We start from the raw sequence: 19,455 nt of genomic DNA on the forward strand, positions 1-19,455 counted from the left end.
GCTACAGCCGGGTGCAGGGCTCGTGCAGGTTAAGCTTTTCCAGCGTGCTGCCCTGGTAGCCGACCTCGATCGCCCGCGCGCCCATCGGCGCCGCCTTGTCCGGCTCGAACACCGAGGTCCACTCGCCGCTCAGATCGGGTTCGTTCGCGCCCGCCGGATGGATGACGACCATGCCCTCACCGTCGGGGCGCAGATCCGTGATCGTGCGGCGCAACCCGGCCCGGGTGAGCTCCCGCTCCTCGGCGGCCGCGATGAGCAGGGCCTTGAGCGGATAGGAGATCGCCCAGCCGAGCGAATAGCCGAAGTTGGCCGGTTCGCGATCGATGGCGGCGCGGGCGTGCCGGGCGCCGACGCTGTCGCCGTTCCAGCTGTCGACCGGGGTCGTGTAGTTGTAGAGCGCCGTCAGCGCGGGGGCCGCGGCGGTCTGCAGCAGCGCCGCGTTCCAGGTCGGTAGCGAGCCGAGGAAGCGGCCGGTGTAGCCCGACTTCACCAGCTTGCCCACGATCTCGGCGGTCTCGGCCGGACCGGTGGCCAGCATGACCAGGTCGGGGTCGGCGGCCAGGATCTCCTCGACCGGCCCGTCCTGATTGCCGACCTCACCGTTGGGACCGGTGTCGATCCGGTCGGCGATGGTGGCGCCGTTGGCGATCGCCCACTTCAGCGCGCCGCTGGCGTAGTCGCCGCCGTAGTTGCCGCGGTAGGCGACGACGGCGATATTGTGCGGCGCGTAGTGGGTGCGGGTGAACCAGTCCAGGCCGGTCACCGCCTCGGTGCAATAGGAATAGCCCGCGCTGAGCACCAGATTGCGGTCGGCGCTGCGGTAGTTCCAGCCCGACCACTGGGTGGCCGCCACGCTGACCATGTCGTCGGCGTCCATCTGATTGAGCATCGCGATGGTCTGGGCGGTGCCGAAGCTCATCGCCAGCGCGAGCACATTCGGCTCGATCTCGGCGTAGGCGGTGCGGTGCGTGCGCGGGTCGAGGGAGGTGTTGCGGGTGTTGGTGGTGATGTCGATGTCGTAGCCGCCGATGCCGCCCGCCTGGTTCACCTGGTTCCAGAACGCCAGCTGGCCCTCGTTCATCGACGCGCCGAGCGCGGTGAACGGGCCGTTCGCCAGGTCGGACAGCACGCCGAGGTAGATGCACCCCCGGTCCCTGTGCGGTGATCCGGGACACGGTGCGCTGGTCACACCCGGCCCGGCGGTCGATTCGCCGGCGGAGCAAGCGGCAGCGAGGACGAGACCGGCCACGACGGGCACAGCCGCCGACCGACGCAGCCGACTGGTGAATGCCATGAGGTAACTCCTTGTTCCAGCCGCACACGGGATCTCGCGCGTCCCGGTCCGGCCGATCGAGAACAGTACCCCGGTCGACCGGCGCGTCTACCCGGATCGGCGGTGCGAATCAGTGTGGTTCGCTGACGAGTCACATCGGCGACACCCCGCGCTGGCAGAAATATCGGGAAGATTCGCGGCGACGGCAGTGTTAACATGACTAGCCCGCACGGTGCGGGCACGTACGGGGCTGAACGGTTTCGACTGCGTACGTTGATTCAGGGGAAGCGTGTCGGTGCAGGCAAGAGACCACCGTAAGCGTCGTTGCAACCAATTAAGCGCCGATTCCAATCAGCGCGAGTACGCCCTCGCTGCCTAAGTAGCAGGTCGTCTCTGTCAGACCGGGTTCGTCCCTCGATCCGGACCCTGGCATCAGCTAGAGGGAATTACCGTTCGGCTCGGTCGCGGAGTCGGACGGGACATCTAACAGCGACTGGGATCGTCATCCGGGCTTGTTCGCGAGACCTGGAGGTCCGAGTAGAGGCAGAGCGAACTGCACACGGAGAAGCCCTGATGGCACGACGGAGGACCCGGGTTCGATTCCCGGCAGCTCCACTCGAAGCCCCTCACCTGGAACCCAGGTGAGGGGCTTTTCGCTTCGGTCTACCCGCCGGCCCTGCGGCGGAAGGTGCGCTTGCCCCCTGCCCCGGACTGGGTGCCGCGCACCTTGGCGGCGTTCTGCCCGGCGCCGCCGACCCCGGCCTTCCCGTTCTTGCGCTCGAGTGCTTCGCGGAACTTCCGCTTGGTCGCTTCTTCCTGCGTTTCGGTTGCGTCGCCACCGGAGAGTTCGGTGGCGGGTTCTAGTTCGTCGGCCATCACCACAGCCTGCCACCTTTCGGCCGATCGTCGAATCCGCAGGCGGGCAACCGCTGTCAGGTCAGGCTGGCCACCCAGGAACCGTTGCACCCCAGTTCCGTGTTGAGCCCGGCGTCGAACACCCAGACGACCTCGGCGGGCGGATTCATGGTGAAGTTCCAGGCACCACTCGGCGAGGTGATCACGACGTCGTCCGCGTCGGCCACGACACTCACCTGGTCGTGCACGAACGTCCAGTACCCACCCCACGTCGGGTAGTTGAGCCGGATCTCGACATCGTGCCCGACATGGTTCTGCACCACCAGACACGACCCGGGAAAGTCCTCCGCCACGATCGTGCTCATCCCGGCCTCGGCCCCGGCGACCCCATTGCCGACCACAGTCAGCGCGACGCCTAGGGTAGCCACCGCGATTGCAGACGTCTTCATATCTCTCCCCTCCGCTCCGGCGGGAACTCACACCACCGGACGTTGTTGTTTTGCAGCGCAATACTTCCGTAGACGCTAGGGGAGATCGATGACGAAATTCTTGCGCAACTCGTAAAACCGCAGGTCAGTATCGCAGGGGTCGTGTCCGGACCGGACAGAGCTCATGTGGATCCACCTGCCCGCATGTCGGGCGGGCACGGTTCGACACCATAGCGGCGAACCGGTCGCGGTCAGGTGGCCGGGATAAGCCGGATCAGATTCGTGCGCCCTTCTCGAGATTGCATCTACGGCAGAGTATTTGGAGGTTTCCGGCACTCGTCGCACCCCCTCGGCTCAGCGGGATGATGTGATCGAACTCGAGGTAGTGAGCATCTCCGCATTGGCAACATCTGCCGCCGTCTCGTTGCCACACTTCGGATTTCACATCCGGTGGGATCGATCGGGTGTCACGCTGTCCGGGAGCCAAGACCAGGCGCTTCGCGATACGGAGCGCTCCTTCCAACACAGCTGCGACGTACTCGGGGTCAGGAACGCTGTAGGTGCCGCCGCCGCGGGCGGTGGTCGCGGAGATGATGATGTTTCCGTATTCGCTCGAGATCGAGACGATTTTCGCCCAAGGCAACTCGCTGCCGGCTCCCGCGCCGATGAACCGGAGCTTCTTACTGCTCCCGATCAACCTGCCGCCGTTGCGGCGTGGCCCGCTGGCCAGGTACTTGATCTGCGCAGCATTGACGTCGATGTACAGCGTCTCATCTGCTTCCAGATGCAAGTCCGATCGTTGGATGCGGGGCAGATCGCCGGCACGGACCTGCGTGAGCGATCGCCCGCGTAGCATACGTTGACGAAGTTCGTCAACGCGTCGCTGCGCAACGCCGAGATCAACGACCGCTTGGAGATCCGCAACTGCGCGCTCGAACTCGCTCAGCTCACCTGCTTCGATTTCGTTGTCAGCGAAGGCGAAAGCGACCACGCGTTCCAGGTAGGCGACAGCGAGCGGTCGTAGCGCTTCCTTGCCGCTGGCTTCATGAATCCGTTGGAAGCGGAGGGCAGTCCACAACTCGTCCCAACCGCTGCCGTGCGGGCCGGATGTGGTCAACACGTGCCAGGCCTGTGATCGCCATGTCTCCATGAACCCGTTGACGTCGGACTCACACCAGCGACATGGTGGCGCGCTGCCGAACCGAGGGACCCGCTTCTCTCGCCCACATCGCTCGCACAGCGCTGGACTCGGCGGGAACTGCCGCCTGGTGTCATCGGTCCAGGCTCTGCCATTCCACCAACGCAACTGATCTGACGGCGTCGAATCCGGGTACCACCCGGGCTCCCGTTCCGGCTGGGATGGCGGGGTCGCTGTGACGGAAGGTGGCGGAACAGGAGATGCTGTCGGCGGTGCGGCGGCGGGCGGGTCGTCGACTTCGACACCGAACTCTTCGGCAAGTCCGCGAAGACCGCTTGCCCAGCCTTGGCCGACCGACCTGAACTTCCACAGACCGTTTCGCCGGTAGAACTCGCCGAGCATCATCGCCGTGACGGCGTCCGGCTGATCGATGTCGAATGAGATCAGTGCACTAGCCCCGTCATGCACCGTCAGTGTGAGGTCGGGGATGTCTCGAAACGAACCCGCGTCAACGGATCCCGAGATAACGATGCGGGAAACCGCCGCCTCGACGGTGGTGAGGGAGACCTTCAGTACCGCGCGACCAACGATCGACTCGGACAGTGAGACCGCACCCGACGGATGGTGTGCGGCATTGTAGAATACGAAGTCATCATTTGTCCTGATCCTGCCGGATTCGGATAAGAGAAGCGCTTGTGGATCGACCTCCTGCCGGGATCCCCATGTGAGTGTCACCGTCACTGTTGGCGCTGTGACAGCAGCGTTTTCGCCTCTCGAGAGCTTCACGTGCTGCACACCGTTTCCGTGGCAGGTTCTGTTACGCGCCCGATGCGTCTTTCGGGACTTGTCAGGGCACAGCCGGTGGGCGGTCGGGGACGAGGTGGGTGGCCAGGGCGGTGCCGATGGGGATGGCGTTGTTGGTGGCGGGGGAGGTGGGGCCGTGGGTGGTGTAGACGATGATGGTGGTCTGGGTTTTGGTGTCGTAGAGGGCGACGCCGTTGTAGCCGCCGTAGGCGGGGTTCATGTAGAGCCAGTCGGCCAGGTGGACGACGCCGAAGGCGAAGTACTTCTCGGTGGTGAACGGGCCGAGGCCCGCGGTGGAGGGGCTCATCATCTGCTGGAGCTGGTCGGGGGTGAGGCGTTCGCCGGTGGCGAGGGCGCGGACCCAGCGGCCGAGGTCGGCGACGGGGGCGTTCATGTTGCCGCTGTGCAGGAAGGCGGTGGGGTTCCAGAAGGTGGAGTCCTCGAAGCCGTTGCGCTCGTTGGTGTAGCCGTGCAGGTACGGCTCGTCGATCGCCGGGTTCAGGACGACCTTGCTGTCGTGCATGCCGAGCGGGATCAGGATGTGCTGGGTGATCAACTCGCCCAGTGGCTTCCCGGTGGCGTTCTGCAGCACCTCGCCCAGGACGACGAGATCGCTGTGCGCGTAGCCGAAGTCGGTGCCGGGTTCGAACAGCGGTGGGCGGGCGTTGGCGCGCTCGAACAGCTGGGACGCGGTCCACTCGCGGATCGGGTTCTCGGCGAAGATCTTCAGGAACTCCGGGTCGGTCACGTAGTCGGCGATGCCGGAGGTGCTGTCGGCGAGCATGCGCGGGGTGATCTTGTCCGCGCGCGGGAAGTCGGGTAGCCAGCGGGCGATGGGTTCGTCCATCTTCAGCACGCCGTCGCCGTCGAGCCGCCACAGCACGGTCGACAGCATCGGTTCCATCGGCTGGCCGACGCGCACTTTCATCTCGGGGGTCGCGGGGACGCCCAGCGGGGATCCGCCGAACGCGCCGAGCGCGATCTGCTCCTCGCCCCGCCAGACACCGTAGACGGCCGAGCTGACGCCGAGCTCGGTCACCTTGCCGCGCACGATGTCGGTGATCGCGGTGGCCTCGGGACTGTCCGGCGGCGCGGTCGACGACCCGGTGTCGCTGCCGGACCCGCAGGCCGCGGTGCCGAGGACGAGCAGGAACGCGAGCACCGCGGACGCGCTACGGTGCCCCCGGTACCGGGGCGACACGCTCATGACGGCGATCCCTTCGTGGAAGAAAACTCACCCGAGCAGCGCAGTCGAATCTACGCCGCCCCCTTCCGCCGGAACAGCCCATCGGTAGGATCCTGCGAGGCGGGGCGGGCCAGGAGGGATGTGGCTGTGATCGAGGTGTGGGGTGCGCGCGTCGCCGTGCGGTACGCGGACGGCAGGCTGGTGACGACGCCGCTGCGGGCCGACAACGAGACCGCGCTCGATATCGCCGTGGCCGAGCTGGCCCGGATCGCGCTCGCGACCACCGACGACGACCAGCTGGCGATGCTGCTGTTCTTCCGGTCGTCGGAGTTCCGCGTCAACGGCTCGGCGACCGACCGGCATCCGGTCCCGGTGTTCCTCGAGCTCGGGGTGCGTGAGCAGGCGCAGGTGCTGGTCCGGGCGGTCGAACGCGATCTGGTCAGCCTGCGCCGGGTGTTCCCGCCGCGGCCCAATCTCGTGCCGCCGCGCCCGGTGCCCGGCCCGAACGGTCCGCGCAGGCCCGATGTCGCGGCCGCGGCGGACCGAATGCGCTTCGCGGGCAACTCGGTCCGCGAGATCGACATCCTGCACGGCTGCGCACGGCCGGACGAATACGTACTCGAGCTGGCCCAGGCGGGACACGAGGGCGCGCCGGGACTGGTCGCGATCACCACGCTGCGGCTGCTGTTCGTCTCGGCGTGGGCGATCTACGAGTTCCCGGTCGCCGTGCTCACCGGCGCCGAGGTGCGCAGCCCGCCGGGCCAGGTGGTGACGCTGCGCGTGTCGGGCGCGGGCAGCGACCTGGACTTCCTCGACTGGGAGCCCGAGGATTTCGGCCGGGTCGCCGAGGCGCTGCGGCTGGCCTGCGAGATCGAGCACGTCGACGGGTCGATCTCGCCGTCGCTGCCGTCCTCGGCCGACCTGTTCGGCGAATGGCAGCTGCTGGTGGAGCGACGCAAGCTGGGGATGGTCGCCGACGATCCGTTCCGGCGTCAGGCCGTCGGCATCATGCTGGCGATGCCGGGCTGAACACCGGCGCGCCCCGGTGCAGGGCCACTCGCCGCCACGGGCTCGACGGTCGCAAGTGCAGCCCGGCGATCATCCGCCTGCGTTCGGCGATCTGGGTCCTGGCGGCCGAGAGATCCTGCGCGGCGGCCCAGAAGATGGCGCCGGTGAGGAAGCCGTCGCCGAACTGGCGCCAGTTGCGGTAGTGCTGCCGAGCGCGGTCGAGGCCGGTCAGCATGTGCTCCCACGCCTCGTCCTCGGTGAGGTACCCGGCGGTGCAGGCGGCGCGGGCGATGAAGACCAGCCGGGCCAGGTCCCAGGCGGTCGCGTCGGTCTGCAATGGGGTCGGCAGGCTCTCGGTGATGCCGAGTTTGATCGCCTGCAGCCAGGCGTCGTAGTCGCGGTCGATGCCGGCGGGCCCACGGTAGCCACGGAAACCCGAGAGGGTGTGCAGGAATTCGCGATGCTCGTCGGCCAGACCGGTGCGGTCGACCCGCCCGGTCTCGGTGGCCGCGGCCACGGCCAGCGGGTGGACGAGCTCGAACAGCGGCGCGTGCATGCCGGCGAGCAGCCTGCGGATGGTGTCGCGCGCGTCCTCGGCGTTGTCGACGCCCCACGATTCGTGCAGGCCCTCGATGGCGGTCTCGCGCCGGGTCGCGGTGCTGTCGTCCTCCTCGGGCAGGAACGCGACCGCGTCGCAGTAGGCACCCCAGCTGCGCCCGTAGTAGGCGCCGACGGCGAGCGCCCTGATCCGGTCGTCGTCGACCGCCGCGCCCGACCAGACATCGGGTTCGTCATCGATGTCGGGGCCGGGAAATCCCGCGACCCGCGGTCGCCGCACTGATCCTGCCGGTTGCATGGAGCGCACCCCTCCGCCGAGCCGAAACGTTGTGCCGCCAGATCTTACGACCGATCCGGCACCGGGTCGCGGTCAGCCCCGATCCACGCCCCGGCCGTGCCGCGACGGGTCAGCGCCCGAAGGCGCGCAGCTGGTAGAGCCCGCGCGAGGTGGCGACCGTGGTGCCCGCGCTGTCGGTGACGACCGCCTCCAGGACGAAATCGGCCTTGCCGACGGCCGCGGCCTCGGCGGCGACCCGGGTGATCTCGTCCTCGCTCAGGGTGGCCTCGGCGCGCAGGTCGGTGCGGGCCATCGCCCGGAACGCGATGTCGAAGGACTTCACCAGCGGATAGAACGCCGAGGTGTCGAAGCTGCCCGCGGTGATCGCACCGCCGAGCACCTCGGCGACGGTGAACTGCACGCCGGCGTAGATGGCCCCGAAGTGATTGCCGTTGCCCTCGATCGGCACGGTGGTGACGGCGTGGCCGCGCCCCACCTCGAGCACCCGGACCCCCATCTTCGCGGCGACCGGCATGGCCACCTCGATGACGCTGTTGACGGTGTCGACCAAGTCGTCTGCGGGCATGGGCCGCGTCCTTTCGCGAAACGGGACCTCACTGTCCCGACGCCAGCCAGGGTATCGATTGCGGGCCGGTGGCGGAGCGATTCGTCGGTGGTCGGGGTTACCGTCGAAACCGTGGCGGAATACCGGGAACGCGCGGCGCGGCTGGATCGCGCCGTCGTGTGGACGCGCGCGGTGCCTGAACCGGCAGGCCCGGTCACGGTGTTCCCCGACGGCTGCATGGACCTGATCTGGACCGAGGGCACGCTGATGGTGGCCGGTCCGGACAGCCGCGCCGTCCAGGTACCCACCGCCAGGGCCGCGGAGTTCGTCGGCATCCGGTTCGCGCCGGGCACCGCGCCCGCGCTGCTGGGCATACCCGCCGTCGAACTGCTCGATCAGCGGGTCGACCTGGCCGACCTCTTCCCCGATCGCCGGGTCCGCGCGCTGATCGACCGGGTGGACAACGCGCCCGACCGCGTTGCGGCCTTGGAATCGATCGTGTTGCGATTCGCTTCCGACGCGGCACCACCCGACCCGGCGCTCGCCGGGATCGTCGACGCGATCGCCGCGGGCACCACGGTGGCGCGCACGGCGGCCGCGGCGGGGATGTCCGCGCGTTTGCTGCACCGGCGCTCCCTGGCCGCTTTCGGCTACGGACCCAAGATGTTGGCCCGGATTCTGCGCTTCCAGCGCGCGCTCGCGGCGGTGCGCGCGGGCCTTCCGGCGGCGGAAACCGCCGCGGTCACCGGCTTCGCGGACCAGGCGCATCTGTCCAGGGAAGTCCGTGACCTGGCCGGATGCTCGGTGCGCGCGTTACAAGCTGGCTGAGCCGCGCGCCCGTGCCCGGAAAGTCTCATTCGGCAAGGTCGTACCGGCGAGTTACGCTCACAAGGCACGCCCCGTCGTATGTGCCAGGCAAGTCCGAACCACCGACGAGAGGATGTGAACCCGATGATCGACGTATCCGTGTACTCCACGCTCCGTATCGAGGCCGAAAGAGACGAAGTCCGTCGACTTGTCGTCGGAGCGGTCGTCGTCCGCCACAACCGGGTGCTCATCCTCCGCCGCCGACGATCGGATTCGCTGAGTGGTCGCTGGGAGCTACCGAGCGGGGTCGTGCAGCCGGGGGAGTCGCTCGACGACGCGGTGGCGCGCGAGGTCTTCGAGGCGACCGGCCTGCGGGTCACCGAGGTCAGCGACTACCTGGGCGAATTCGACTACCTGTCCGGGCGCGGTGCCCGCACGCGGCAGTTCACCTTCGTCGTCGACGTCGCCGCCACCGGACCGGTGACGCTCACCGATCACGACACCCACCTGTGGACCAGGCTGACCGGCGAACCGCCGGTCAGCGACGAGGTCGGCGAGCTGCTCGGCCGCTATCAGCGGCGTCAGCGCGATCCCGGCGGCTGGTCGGCCTATTCGCTGGGCAGCGGGGCGTAGAGGTCGATGCCCTGGCCGTCGGGGTCGGCGAGCGTGGCGTAGCGCTGGCCCCAGACGGCGTCCCACGGCGCGAGTTCTCCGTGATAGCCGGCGTCGACGAGTTCGGCCCAGAGCTTGTCGACCTCGGCCGGGTCGGCGCAGCGGAACGCGATTCCGCTGCGTCCGTGCCCGGTCGGCGGGTGCCAGCCGGGGGTGAACGAGGCGATCACCTGTTCGGTGTCCAGGGCCAGGCGCAGGCCACCGCCGACCTGTGCTTCGGCGTGGCCCTCGGACTCGGCGCCCTCGGGGAACACGAGCCCCAGTTTGCGGTAGAAGGCCACCGAGGCGGCCATATCGGAGACGACGATCGAGACGACATCGAGCTGAGGAGTCATATCCGCAGCGTAGACACGGGCGTGTGGTGTCGTCTTGAACGAATCGGACGTCCGGGCCGCGGTCTCAGCGGGCCGGGACCGGCACCAGTTCGGCGATCAGATTGCCGATCAGGATCTGCAGGTGGTCGCGAATGCTGCGGACCACCTCGATCGGCTGCCCGGCCGGATCGGCGAGGACCCAGTCCCGGTAGCTGATCCCCGGGAAGTACGGACACACCTCGCCGCAGCCCATGGTGACCACCACATCCGACACCCCGACGGCGTCGTCGGTGAGCGGCTTGGGCCGTTCCCCGGCGATGTCGATGCCGATCTCGGCCATCACCGCGACGGCGGCGGGGTTCAGCTCGGCCGCCGGGGCGCTGCCCGCGGTCCGCACGTCGATCCGGTCGCCCGCCATCGCCCGTAGGAAACCCGCCGCCATCTGCGATCTACCCGCATTGTGGACGCAGACGAACAACACGCTGGGAGTGTGGGCCATGGTCGCCCTTTCGGCGCAGGGGCGAAGTGCTTGTGGCGCTTCGGGTATCACCGACCATCATTCCATCCGCACCGGTGGGTGTGGGGGCGACCGGCGACACTGTTGTCCGGCGGATGTCCGCCGTCAGCTCAGCGGCCCGAGCACCCGGTTCACATAGTCGTTGGCGAAGACGCCGGTGGGATCGAAGCGGCGGCGCACCTCGGTGAACCGGTCCCATTCGGGGTAGCGGGGGCGCAGCGTCTCGGCGGTCTGGAAGTGCCGCTTACCCCAGTGCGGCCTGCCCTGGTAGCGGTTGAACACCGCCTCGCAGGCGCGGAAGTACGGCTCCCACACCATGCCCTCGTACTGGTGCACGGCGATGTAGCAGGTCTCGCGCCCGCCCGCGGGGGACAGCAGCGCGTCGTCGGGGGCGACCCAGCGCACCTCGATCGGCATCGGGGTGCCGAATCGCTTGGTGACATCGAGGATCTCGCCGATCGCGGCGCGCGCGTGCTCGCGCGGGATGGCGTATTCCATCTCGTTGAACTTCACCAGGCGCGGGGTCGCGAAGACGCGGTAGGACCGGTCGATCTTGCGATTGTTGCTGCCCGCCTTGGTCGCGAGCCGGTGGATCGCCGGGACCGTGGCGGGCACCCGCCTGCCCAGCTTGCACATGGTGTCGTACAGGTGATTCGACAGCAGGACGTCGTTGAGCCAGGCGCCCGCCTTGCCGCGCGGCTGCTCGGGTTCGGTGCTGCGGTTGCTCGACTTGGTCATCGCCACATCGGCGTGCGCGAAGGCGAAGAACTCGAAATGGTCACTGCCGTCGGCGAGTTCGTCGAGATTCGCGAGCACGTCGGCGATCGGGACCGGCCGCTCGACGAGGTCGAGCACGAAGGAGGGCTCGAGCTGCAGGGTCACCGCGGTGACGATGCCCAGCGCGCCGATGCTGACCCGCGCCGCGCGCCAGCCGTCCGGATCGGTCTCCTCGTTGAGCTCGACCGTGGTGCCGTCGGCGCGCAGGATCTCCACCGAGTGCAGCGCGGCGGAGATATTGCACAGCTTGGCGCCGGTGCCGTGGGTGCCGGTGGCGGTCGCGCCCGCGATGGTCTGGGTGTCGATATCGCCCAGGTTGGGGAAGGCCAGGCCGTGCGAGTGCAGCAGCGGGCTCGCCGCGTGCAGGGTCAGTCCGGCTTCGACCCGGACGCGGCCGGTCGCGGTGTCGACGTCGAGCACCCGGTCCAGGCCGCCGAGATCGATCAGGGTGCCGTCGGTGAGGACGGCGTCGGTGAACGAATGGCCCGATCCCGCGACGCGCACGGTCCGGCCCGCGGCGGCGGACGCGGTGACGATCTCGGCCAGTTCTTCGGCGCCGCGCGGTGCGGCGACGACGGCGGGTGAGCAGCGCTGCTCGCCCGCCCAGTTCACCCAGGAGCTGTTGGTCATGTGTCCAACTGTAGAGGATGGACTGTGACGCGCGCTACTGGTGCTGGGAAGAAGTACTGCTCAGCGGCGTCGGCCGAGGCAGCCCGCCGCCTTGGCGCGCTCGACCTCGTCATCGGTCAGCGGGGCGACGAGCAGGGGCCTGCGCGGCACGGCGTCGGTGCGGACGCCGTTGAGGGTGATGGCCATATAGCGCTGCCACACTTCGGAATTCACCGGTCCGGCGAACTCGGCGAAGGAGTTCACCATGTGGATCAGGGCGAAGAAATCGGTGGTGGTGACATCGGGGTGCACGGCTCCCGCGTCGCGCGCGCGATCGATGATCGCGGTGACCGAGGGGCGGATCCGATCGCGCAGTTCGGCGAAGCGGGCCGGGTCTTCCTCGAGCTCGAGCATCACCTCGCCGAAACCGCGATTGGTCGCCAGGTGCCTGCACGCGTCTTCGAAGAACTCCACCAGGCCCAGCCAGGGATCGGGGTTGTTCATGGCGGCGTCGGCGGCGTCGGCGAAGTCGACCATGTGCTGGTCGAAGACCTCGGCGATCAATTCCTTCTTGTTCGCGAAGCGGCGATAGACGGTGCCGACACCGACGCCGGCGCGCTCGGCGACGTCGTCGAGGGTGATCTCCAGGCCGTGATCGGCGAACAGTTCACGCGCGGCGGCGACGATGCGGGCCTGATTGCGCGCGGCGTCGGCGCGCAGTCGGCGGGGTGGTGCGGCAGTCGTCGTGGCGTGATTCACAGGTACATCCTACCAATCGAGGGATTAAGTGGAGGTGGTTTCTCCGTTACTCTGGTAGCTTCGAATGAAGCGGAGGCGGTATCTCCGATTATGCCACCCGAAATCGACCCAGCCGACCTACAAGGGGAGTTATGACCACCACACTCGACACCGGGACGAAGCGTCCCGCGGCCGCGGATACCGGCCGCCGCGGGTCGCACGCCCTGCGCTGGTGGGTGCTTGCCGTCCTCGGCATCGCCCAGTTGATGGTCGTGCTGGACGCGACGATCGTGAACATCGCCCTGCCCGCGGCCCAGGCGGACCTCGGCTTCGGCGACGGTGACCGGCAGTGGGTCATCACCGGCTACGCCCTGGCCTTCGGCAGCCTCCTGCTGCTCGGCGGCAGGCTCAGCGACCTGTTCGGCAGGCGCAACACCTTCATCATCGGCCTGATCGGCTTCGCGGTGGCCTCGGCCATCGGTGGCGCGGCCACCAGCTTCGAGATGCTGGTCGCGGCCCGCGTCGGCCAGGGTGTCTTCGGCGCGCTGCTCGCGCCCGCCGCGCTCTCGCTGCTGACGGTCACCTTCACCGAACCCGGTGAGCGGGCCAAGGCCTTCGGCATCTTCGGCGCGGTCGCCGGTGCCGGTGGTGCCATCGGCCTGCTGCTCGGCGGCGCGCTCACCGAGTGGGCGTCGTGGCGCTGGGCGATGTACGTCAACCTGATCTTCGCCGCCGTCGCCCTGGTCGGCGCCGTGCTGCTGCTGGCCAAGCACACCGCGACCACCCGGCCCAAGCTGGACTGGCCGGGCACGATCGCCGTCACCGCCGCGCTGTTCGGCATCGTCTACGGCTTCTCGCAGGCCGAGTCCGAGGGCTGGACCGCGCCGTCCACGCTGGCCTTCCTGATCGGTGGCACGGTTTTGCTGGCCGCGTTCGCCTGGATCGAGACCCGGGTCGCGCATCCGCTGCTGCCGCTGCGCATCGTGGCCGACCGCACCCGTGGCGCGTCCTACCTGACCGTGTTCATCATGGGCATCGGGATGTTCGCGATCTTCCTGTTCCTGACCTACTACATGCAGCTGACCCTGGGCTACTCGCCGATCATGACCGGCGTCGCGTTCCTGCCGATGGTCGCGGGCATGGTGGCCTCCTCGACCACCGCGCCCTCGCTGCTGCTGCCGAAGGTCGGGCCGAAGGTCGTCATCAGCGGTGGCTTCCTGGTCGCCGCGGCGGGCATGCTGTGGCTGACCCGGATCGGTCTCGACACCGGCTACGCCACCCACATCCTGCCCGCGCTGATCCTGCTCGGCCTCGGCCTCGGTGGCGCGATGTCGGTGGCGTTCCAGGGCGCGACCGCCGGTGTGCACCACGACGACGCCGGTGTCGCCTCGGCGATGGTCAACACCAGCCAGCAGGTCGGCGGTTCCATCGGTACCGCGCTGCTGAGCACCATCGCAGCCTCGGCGATGACCGACTACGTGTCCTCGCACCAGCCCGGCCCGCTCACCATGGCGCAGGGCGCGATCGAGAGCTACACCACCAGCTTCTGGTGGGCGACAGCCACATTCGTGCTCGGTGCGATCGTGATCGGCCTGCTCATGCCGAACACGGTGCCCGCGCCGGCCGAAGGTGAGCCGGTGCTCGCGCACTGACCTGCCGGAAACGCCACGACGGCCCGGACCGAGATCGGTCCGGGCCGTCGTGTTTTCCGTGCCACGGCGGGCTCCGCCGCGTGGGTGCTGAGAGTTTGCCCGCGGCCGTGCTCCCACCGTCGTTGCGGGCCACCGCCCGTCCGGCTGTCGGTGCGTCTCGATACCATGAGCAACGACCACCATCGGATCGGCAGGGGAGGGCAGCGCATGGCATCGCGGCCCCCGGCGCTCGATCCGGCCGTCCTGGCGGCGATCTCGGTGGGTGGTGGCCTCGGGGCGACGGCGCGTTTCGGCGTCGCGCAGTGGTGGCCGGTGCGCCCGGGGGAGTTCCCGTGGTCGACGCTGACGGTCAACGTCGTCGGCTGCTTCGCGATCGGCGTGCTGATGGTGACGGTCACCGAACTGTGGGCGGCGCCGAAACTGGTGCGCCCGTTTCTGGGAATCGGTGTGCTGGGCGGGTTCACGACTTTCTCCACCTTCGGCCTCGAGCTTCGTAGACTGATCGACACCGGTGCGGTGGCCACGGCGGTGGCCTATCTCGGGCTGTCGATGCTCGCCGGGCTCGGTGCTGTCGTCGTGGCCATGGCCGCGACGAGGTGGGTGGCGGGGCGGACCACATGAATCCGACGACGGAAGGTGCCATCCGATGATCGAGATGTGGGCGCTGGCACGGGGAGGACGGGCATGACGACGGCACTCGTACTGGCGGGCGGGATGCTCGGCGCACCGGCGCGCTACCTGGTCGATCGCTCGGTCTCCGCGCGCTTTCCCACCGGGCTGCCGTGGGGCACGCTAGCCGTTAACATTGTCGGTTCGGCGCTGCTCGGTGGTCTGATCGGCGCGAGTGCGGGCAGTACGCTGCTGGCCTTCGCGGGGACCGGCTTCTGTGGTGCGCTGACCACGTTCAGCACGTTCGGTTACGAGACGATCCGTCTGGTGACCGAGGGCGCCTACGTGTACGCCGTGGGCAATGTCGTGATCAGCGTCGCGGCGAGCCTGGCCGCGGTGTACGCCGCCGCGTCCCTCACCCAGTGGTTGTGCGCATGATCCTCATGACCAGCCGCGCGCAGCCGACACGGAAGGGAACACCCACCATGGCCCACGATCGCGCCGGACGGCCAGCCCGCCCGACCGACCTGGTGGACATCGCCCACCTGGTCACCGCGTACTACAGCCGCGTGCCCGATCCGGCCGAACCGAGTCAGCAGGTCGTGTTCGGCACCTCGGGACACCGCGGCTCGAGCGAGGATTGCGCGTTCAACGAGGCGCACATCATGGCGATCACCCAGGCGATCGTCGAGTACCGTGCCACCCGCGGCATCACCGGCCCGGTCTACCTCGCGCGCGACACCCACGCGCTGAGCGAGCCCGCCTGGACCACCGCGCTCGAGGTGCTCGCCGGCAACGACGTCACCGCGGTGGTCGACGCGCGCGACCGCTACACCCCGACCCCGGCGCTGAGTCACGCTGTGCTGCGGCACAACCGGGGCGGCACCAAGCACCAGGCCGACGGCATCGTGGTCACCCCGTCGCACAACCCGCCGCGCGACGGCGGCTTCAAGTACAACCCGCCGCACGGCGGCCCGGCCGACACCAAGGCCACCGACGCCATCGCCGCGCGCGCCAACGAGTTGCTGCGCGGCGGCCTGGCCGGGGTCAAGCGGGTGTCGCTGACCCAGGCGCTGAGCACCCACGTCGAGCGCTACGACTACCTCGACCACTACGTCGCCGACCTGCCGAACGCGCTGAACCTGGACGCGATCCGGGGCGCGGGCATCCGGATGGGCGCCGACCCGATGGGCGGCGCGAGCGTCGACTACTGGGAGGAGATCGGGCAGCGGTTCGATCTCGAGCTCGAGGTCGTCAACCCGTTCGTCGACCCGACCTGGCGCTTCATGACCCTCGACAGCGACGGGCAGATCCGGATGGACCCGTCCTCCCGGCACGCCATGGCGGCGCTGGTCGGCATCAAGGACGACTACGACATCTCCACCGGCAACGACGCCGACGCCGACCGGCACGGCATCGTCACCCCCGACGGTGGCCTGATGAACCCCAACCACTTCCTGGCGGTGGCGATCGAGTACCTGGTCGCCAACCGGATGTGGTGGGACGCGCTGACCAAGATCGGCAAGACGGTGGTGAGCTCGTCGATGATCGACCGGGTCGTCAACGTGCTCGGCCGCGACGTCTACGAGGTCCCGGTCGGGTTCAAGTGGTTCGTGCCCGGATTGTTCAGCGGCAGCCTGGCATTCGGCGGCGAGGAGAGCGCGGGCGCGTCCTTCCTGCGGATGGACGGCACCGTGTGGACCACCGACAAGGACGGCATCCTGCTCGCGCTGCTGGCCGCCGAGATCGCCGCCGTCACCGGGCAGACCCCGTCGGCCCGCTACGGCGAGCTGGAACGCCAGTACGGCAGCCCCGCCTACGCGCGCATCGACGCCGCGGCCACCGGCCCGCAGAAGGCCAAGCTCGCCGCGCTGAGCCCGGACGCCATCACCGGCACCGAGATCGCGGGCGAGGAGATCACCGGCATCCTCACCACCGCGCGCGGCAACGGCGCGTCGCTGGGCGGGCTCAAGGTCACCACCGAGAACGCCTGGTTCGCGGCCCGCCCCTCCGGCACCGAGGACAAATACAAGATCTACGCCGAGTCGTTCCTCGGCGCCGAGCACCTGACCCAGGTGCAGGCCGCCGCCGAGGAGATGGTGACCCAGGCGCTGAGCGAGTGAGCGCACCCGCCAAGGTCCGGCTACCCGCCGAGATCTGGGTCCTGATCGCGGCGGCGTTCGTCATCGCGCTCGGTTTCGGGCTGGTCGCCCCGGTGCTGCCGCAGTACGCGCGCGAGTTCGGCGTCGGCATCGCGGCGGCGTCGGCGATCGTGAGCGCGTTCGCGTTGATGCGGTTGCTGTTCGCGCCGGCCAGCGGGCGGCTGGTGCAGAAGCTGGGCGAGCGGCGGGTGTATCTGGCAGGCATCGTGATCGTCGCGCTGTCGACCGGCGCGTGCGCGCTGGCGCAGACGTATTGGCAACTGCTGGTGCTGCGTTCGCTCGGCGGCGTCGGGTCGACGATGTTCACGGTGTCGTCGATGGCGCTGATCATCCGGGTCTCGCCGCCCGCCGCGCGCGGCCGGGTCTCGGGGGTGTACTCCACCAGCTTCCTGATCGGGTCGCTGCTCGGTCCGCTGGTCGGCGGCGGGCTGGCCGGGCTCGGGCTGCGCGCGCCGTTCCTGATCTACGCCGCCGCGCTGCTGATCGTCTGCCTCATCGTGTTCCTCGGCCTGCGCGAGTCGCCGGTGCTGGCGGCCGAGGAGGGCGCGGCCGGTCCGGCGTTCACCTTCCGGCACGCGTGGTCCGAGCCCGCCTACCGGGCGATCCTGCTGTCGAGTTTCGCCGGTGGCTGTGCTGTGTTCGGCGTGCGGATGGCGTTCGTGCCGCTGCTGGTCGTGGAGATCCTGCACCAGGAATCGGGCATGGCAGGCGTGGCGCTGACGGTCTTCGCGGCGGGCAACGCCGCCGTGCTGTTCGTCTCGGGCAGGCTGTCGGACCGATTCGGGCGCAAACCCTTCCTGATCGCCGGGTCGGCGATCTGCGCGCTCGGCACCGGCGTGCTCGGCTACGCCCCCTCACTGCCCTGGTTCCTGGCCGCGTCGTTCGTGGCCGGTGTCGGGTCCGGCATGTTCAGCCCGGCCCAGCAGGCGGCACTGGCCGATGTGATCGGCAACCGTGCCCGCGGCGGCCCGGTGCTGGCGGCGTTCCAGATGGCCGCGGACCTGGGCACGGTGCTCGGGCCGATCGGGATCGGCTGGATCGCCGAGCACACCTCGTTCGGAGTCGGCATGGCGGTCACCGGCGGTGTGCTCGCGGTCTCGGCCACGGTCTGGCTGCTGACGCCCGAACCGTCGCGCATCCGGCACCCCGAGGACCCGGAGCATCCCGATCACGCCGGCGACGGCATCGACCCGCAGTGCACCTGCGACGGCTGTCCCGACGGCGTTCCGGTCGTGCGCGCGGGCCTCGTCCCGTCGCGCAAGCCGCTCGACGCCGACACGCCGACTCGATAGATCCCCAGTTCAGCGGCACAATCGACCGCCCAGACGCCGCGTCGTCGGGCACTCGAGGCATTGTGGACGGGTGAGCAGCACCGGTTCCCAGCACAATCCACGTCCCGTTTCCAGCAACACCACCTACGCCCTGGCCGCGGTGGCGGTCGTGGTGATCGGGTTCCTCGTGTTCGCCGCGTTCAAGTGGACCAAGCAGGCGCCCACCGAGGTGCGCAACGACGGCTACGGCGCGGTGCGCGACGCCGCCGTACAGGTCACGACCACGCCGGAGGGCGTCATCCGGCTGGGCAAGCCCGACGCGGCGAAGACCGTCGACATCTTCGAAGACCCCATCTGCCCCGCCTGCAGCGCGATGGAGACGACCTTCGGCCAGGAACTCGCCCAGAAGGTCGACGAGGGCAAGCTGGCGGTGAACTACCACTTCGTGACGTTCCTGGACACCCAGTCCAAGAGCAAGGACTACTCCACCCGCGCGTTCGCCGCGAATCTCTGCGTCGCCCAGACCGGTTCGGGCCCCACCTACAGCAAGTTCCACGAGGCCCTGTTCACCACCAAGCAGCCCGAGGAGGGCGGCGACGACCTGAGCAACCCGGCCCTGGCCACCCTGGCCATCGAATCCGGCGCCCCCGAGTCGGTCGGCCCCTGCATCACCAACGGCACCCAGCTCGACGCCGCCCGCGCCGCCGCCAAGAAGAACCTCGACGACCTCGACGCCCGCACCGGCAACAAGGCCGCCACCCCCGCCATCTACGACGGCACCACCAAGATCGACTGGACCGACCCGAACTGGGTCGTGAACCTCGCCCCCTGACACCCCCGCGTGAGGTTCGGCACATTCTACTCCGCCCCCACCCTCCCCGCCCCCCACGCAAGCCACACCCGCCCCGCCCGAAACCCCACTTTTTCGCCCTCTACCAGCCGATTTGTTGTCGCCGAGATGCATGGTGTAACTTCATTCAGGCAGCAGCGAGAGCGGCTGAAACAAAAGAACAAGGGGCTATGGCGCAGCTGGTAGCGCACCACACTGGCAGTGTGGGGGTCAGGGGTTCGAGTCCCCTTAGCTCCACCCAAATATCAGGTCAGGCCCGGACTTAGTCCGGGCCTGACCTGTTTGTATCTGGCCCGCGTTACCCCGTTTGGTCCTGCTTCCCGTCGACACGGCTTGGGCCGTCGGCGGGTCGGGCTTGTTGGTTCAGATCAGGCCGAGCCCGAAC

At 68.9% G+C, this 19,455-nt stretch carries 20 protein-coding genes, 1 tRNA gene and 1 other RNA gene; 11 read left to right on the forward strand and 11 right to left on the reverse strand.

Features of this window, described 5'->3' with window-relative positions:
* Position 1: 1 nt before the first annotated feature.
* Positions 2-1,294: an ABC transporter substrate-binding protein gene (locus ACFVW6_RS26290; protein ID WP_355283044.1), complete on the reverse strand. Its 1,293-nt coding sequence runs from the start codon at positions 1,292-1,294 to the stop codon at positions 2-4.
* 225 nt (positions 1,295-1,519) lie between these two features.
* On the opposite strand from ACFVW6_RS26290, the gene ssrA reads away from it, so the two are divergent.
* Positions 1,520-1,891: a transfer-messenger RNA gene (ssrA, locus tag ACFVW6_RS26295) on the forward strand.
* Between the two features lie 45 nt (positions 1,892-1,936).
* Here the strand turns inward: ssrA and ACFVW6_RS26300 are convergent.
* The 4 genes from ACFVW6_RS26300 to ACFVW6_RS26315 form a co-directional block, all read right to left on the reverse strand.
* A complete protein-coding gene (locus ACFVW6_RS26300) occupies positions 1,937-2,149 on the reverse strand; it encodes a DUF5302 domain-containing protein (RefSeq protein ID WP_365007255.1) in 213 nt (70 codons plus the stop codon).
* Between the two features lie 56 nt (positions 2,150-2,205).
* Entirely contained in the window at positions 2,206-2,577 is a 372-nt protein-coding gene (locus ACFVW6_RS26305) for a hypothetical protein (protein ID WP_378822848.1), read from the reverse strand.
* A gap of 253 nt (positions 2,578-2,830) precedes the next feature.
* Positions 2,831-4,489 carry a TerD family protein gene (locus tag ACFVW6_RS26310; protein WP_378822846.1) on the reverse strand — a complete coding sequence of 553 codons (1,659 nt, stop codon included), beginning with the start codon at positions 4,487-4,489 and terminating at the stop codon, positions 2,831-2,833.
* Positions 4,490-4,541: 52 nt separating this feature from the next.
* Entirely contained in the window at positions 4,542-5,705 is a 1,164-nt protein-coding gene (locus tag ACFVW6_RS26315; RefSeq protein WP_378822845.1) for a serine hydrolase domain-containing protein, read from the reverse strand.
* A 120-nt stretch (positions 5,706-5,825) separates the two neighbouring features.
* On the opposite strand from ACFVW6_RS26315, the gene ACFVW6_RS26320 reads away from it, so the two are divergent.
* Positions 5,826-6,713: a hypothetical protein gene (locus ACFVW6_RS26320; protein ID WP_378822844.1), complete on the forward strand. Its 888-nt coding sequence runs from the start codon at positions 5,826-5,828 to the stop codon at positions 6,711-6,713.
* Here ACFVW6_RS26320 and ACFVW6_RS26325 read toward each other — a convergent pair.
* Together ACFVW6_RS26325 and ACFVW6_RS26330 are read right to left on the reverse strand one after the other, a co-directional pair.
* Positions 6,691-7,530 (reverse strand): DUF1266 domain-containing protein, encoded by an 840-nt coding sequence (locus tag ACFVW6_RS26325; RefSeq protein WP_357343716.1) that lies wholly within the window; start codon positions 7,528-7,530, stop codon positions 6,691-6,693. The genes ACFVW6_RS26320 and ACFVW6_RS26325 overlap by 23 nt on opposite strands.
* 127 nt (positions 7,531-7,657) lie before the next feature.
* A complete protein-coding gene (locus ACFVW6_RS26330) occupies positions 7,658-8,113 on the reverse strand; it encodes a YiiD C-terminal domain-containing protein (protein ID WP_378822842.1) in 456 nt (151 codons plus the stop codon).
* Positions 8,114-8,224: 111 nt separating this feature from the next.
* Between ACFVW6_RS26330 and ACFVW6_RS26335 the strand changes: the two genes are divergently transcribed.
* Positions 8,225-8,920 carry a DUF6597 domain-containing transcriptional factor gene (locus tag ACFVW6_RS26335; RefSeq protein WP_378822840.1) on the forward strand — a complete coding sequence of 232 codons (696 nt, stop codon included), beginning with the start codon at positions 8,225-8,227 and terminating at the stop codon, positions 8,918-8,920.
* Between the two features lie 123 nt (positions 8,921-9,043).
* On the forward strand, positions 9,044-9,532 hold the full coding sequence (locus ACFVW6_RS26340) for an NUDIX domain-containing protein (protein WP_365007249.1): 489 nt from the start codon (positions 9,044-9,046) through the stop codon (positions 9,530-9,532).
* Here ACFVW6_RS26340 and ACFVW6_RS26345 read toward each other — a convergent pair.
* From ACFVW6_RS26345 to ACFVW6_RS26360, 4 genes are all read right to left on the reverse strand, one after another.
* Positions 9,508-9,906 carry a VOC family protein gene (locus tag ACFVW6_RS26345; protein ID WP_378822838.1) on the reverse strand — a complete coding sequence of 133 codons (399 nt, stop codon included), beginning with the start codon at positions 9,904-9,906 and terminating at the stop codon, positions 9,508-9,510. The two genes, ACFVW6_RS26340 and ACFVW6_RS26345, sit on opposite strands and share 25 nt — an antisense overlap.
* 64 nt (positions 9,907-9,970) lie before the next feature.
* Positions 9,971-10,384 (reverse strand): arsenate reductase ArsC, encoded by a 414-nt coding sequence (locus tag ACFVW6_RS26350; RefSeq protein ID WP_378822836.1) that lies wholly within the window; start codon positions 10,382-10,384, stop codon positions 9,971-9,973.
* A 123-nt stretch (positions 10,385-10,507) separates the two neighbouring features.
* Positions 10,508-11,809: a D-arabinono-1,4-lactone oxidase gene (locus tag ACFVW6_RS26355; RefSeq protein WP_378822834.1), complete on the reverse strand. Its 1,302-nt coding sequence runs from the start codon at positions 11,807-11,809 to the stop codon at positions 10,508-10,510.
* 60 nt (positions 11,810-11,869) lie between these two features.
* Complete coding sequence (locus ACFVW6_RS26360) at positions 11,870-12,547, reverse strand: helix-turn-helix domain-containing protein (protein ID WP_365007245.1); 678 nt, start codon at positions 12,545-12,547, stop codon at positions 11,870-11,872.
* A gap of 131 nt (positions 12,548-12,678) precedes the next feature.
* Between ACFVW6_RS26360 and ACFVW6_RS26365 the strand changes: the two genes are divergently transcribed.
* The 7 genes from ACFVW6_RS26365 to ACFVW6_RS26395 all read left to right on the forward strand — a co-directional run bounded on the left by ACFVW6_RS26365 (position 12,679) and on the right by ACFVW6_RS26395 (position 19,307).
* Positions 12,679-14,178, forward strand: a complete 1,500-nt coding sequence (locus ACFVW6_RS26365) for an MFS transporter (protein ID WP_355283002.1) — start codon at positions 12,679-12,681, stop codon at positions 14,176-14,178.
* A gap of 207 nt (positions 14,179-14,385) precedes the next feature.
* A complete protein-coding gene (gene crcB / locus ACFVW6_RS26370) occupies positions 14,386-14,799 on the forward strand; it encodes a fluoride efflux transporter CrcB (protein ID WP_378822831.1) in 414 nt (137 codons plus the stop codon).
* A 63-nt stretch (positions 14,800-14,862) separates the two neighbouring features.
* Entirely contained in the window at positions 14,863-15,225 is a 363-nt protein-coding gene (gene crcB, locus ACFVW6_RS26375; RefSeq protein WP_355282995.1) for a fluoride efflux transporter CrcB, read from the forward strand.
* 47 nt (positions 15,226-15,272) lie between these two features.
* Positions 15,273-16,910 (forward strand): phosphoglucomutase (alpha-D-glucose-1,6-bisphosphate-dependent), encoded by a 1,638-nt coding sequence (pgm, locus tag ACFVW6_RS26380; RefSeq protein WP_378822828.1) that lies wholly within the window; start codon positions 15,273-15,275, stop codon positions 16,908-16,910.
* A complete protein-coding gene (locus ACFVW6_RS26385; protein ID WP_378822825.1) occupies positions 16,907-18,241 on the forward strand; it encodes an MFS transporter in 1,335 nt (444 codons plus the stop codon). Before pgm ends, ACFVW6_RS26385 begins: the two co-directional genes overlap by 4 nt.
* A 70-nt stretch (positions 18,242-18,311) precedes the next feature.
* Positions 18,312-19,052 (forward strand): DsbA family protein, encoded by a 741-nt coding sequence (locus ACFVW6_RS26390; protein ID WP_378822824.1) that lies wholly within the window; start codon positions 18,312-18,314, stop codon positions 19,050-19,052.
* Between the two features lie 182 nt (positions 19,053-19,234).
* A tRNA-Ala gene (locus ACFVW6_RS26395) sits at positions 19,235-19,307 on the forward strand.
* Positions 19,308-19,455 lie beyond the last annotated feature (148 nt).

It is taken from the genome of Nocardia sp. NPDC058244, assembly GCF_042882065.1.
Classification (GTDB): Bacteria; Actinomycetota; Actinomycetes; order Mycobacteriales; family Mycobacteriaceae; genus Nocardia.

What these genes read in the sequence shown, in the direction of transcription:
- ACFVW6_RS26290 (WP_355283044.1), bottom strand. Translation starts at nt 1,294, where the DNA reads ATGGCATTCACCAGTCGGCTGCGTCGGTCGGCGGCTGTGCCCGTCGTG.
- ACFVW6_RS26300 (WP_365007255.1), bottom strand. Translation starts at nt 2,149, where the DNA reads ATGGCCGACGAACTAGAACCCGCCACCGAACTCTCCGGTGGCGACGCA.
- ACFVW6_RS26305 (WP_378822848.1), bottom strand. Translation starts at nt 2,577, where the DNA reads ATGAAGACGTCTGCAATCGCGGTGGCTACCCTAGGCGTCGCGCTGACT.
- ACFVW6_RS26315 (WP_378822845.1), bottom strand. Translation starts at nt 5,705, where the DNA reads ATGAGCGTGTCGCCCCGGTACCGGGGGCACCGTAGCGCGTCCGCGGTG.
- ACFVW6_RS26330 (WP_378822842.1), bottom strand. Translation starts at nt 8,113, where the DNA reads ATGCCCGCAGACGACTTGGTCGACACCGTCAACAGCGTCATCGAGGTG.
- ACFVW6_RS26340 (WP_365007249.1), top strand. Translation starts at nt 9,044, where the DNA reads ATGATCGACGTATCCGTGTACTCCACGCTCCGTATCGAGGCCGAAAGA.
- ACFVW6_RS26345 (WP_378822838.1), bottom strand. Translation starts at nt 9,906, where the DNA reads ATGACTCCTCAGCTCGATGTCGTCTCGATCGTCGTCTCCGATATGGCC.
- ACFVW6_RS26350 (WP_378822836.1), bottom strand. Translation starts at nt 10,384, where the DNA reads ATGGCCCACACTCCCAGCGTGTTGTTCGTCTGCGTCCACAATGCGGGT.
- ACFVW6_RS26355 (WP_378822834.1), bottom strand. Translation starts at nt 11,809, where the DNA reads ATGACCAACAGCTCCTGGGTGAACTGGGCGGGCGAGCAGCGCTGCTCA.
- ACFVW6_RS26365 (WP_355283002.1), top strand. Translation starts at nt 12,679, where the DNA reads ATGACCACCACACTCGACACCGGGACGAAGCGTCCCGCGGCCGCGGAT.
- crcB (WP_378822831.1), top strand. Translation starts at nt 14,386, where the DNA reads ATGGCATCGCGGCCCCCGGCGCTCGATCCGGCCGTCCTGGCGGCGATC.
- crcB (WP_355282995.1), top strand. Translation starts at nt 14,863, where the DNA reads ATGACGACGGCACTCGTACTGGCGGGCGGGATGCTCGGCGCACCGGCG.
- pgm (WP_378822828.1), top strand. Translation starts at nt 15,273, where the DNA reads ATGGCCCACGATCGCGCCGGACGGCCAGCCCGCCCGACCGACCTGGTG.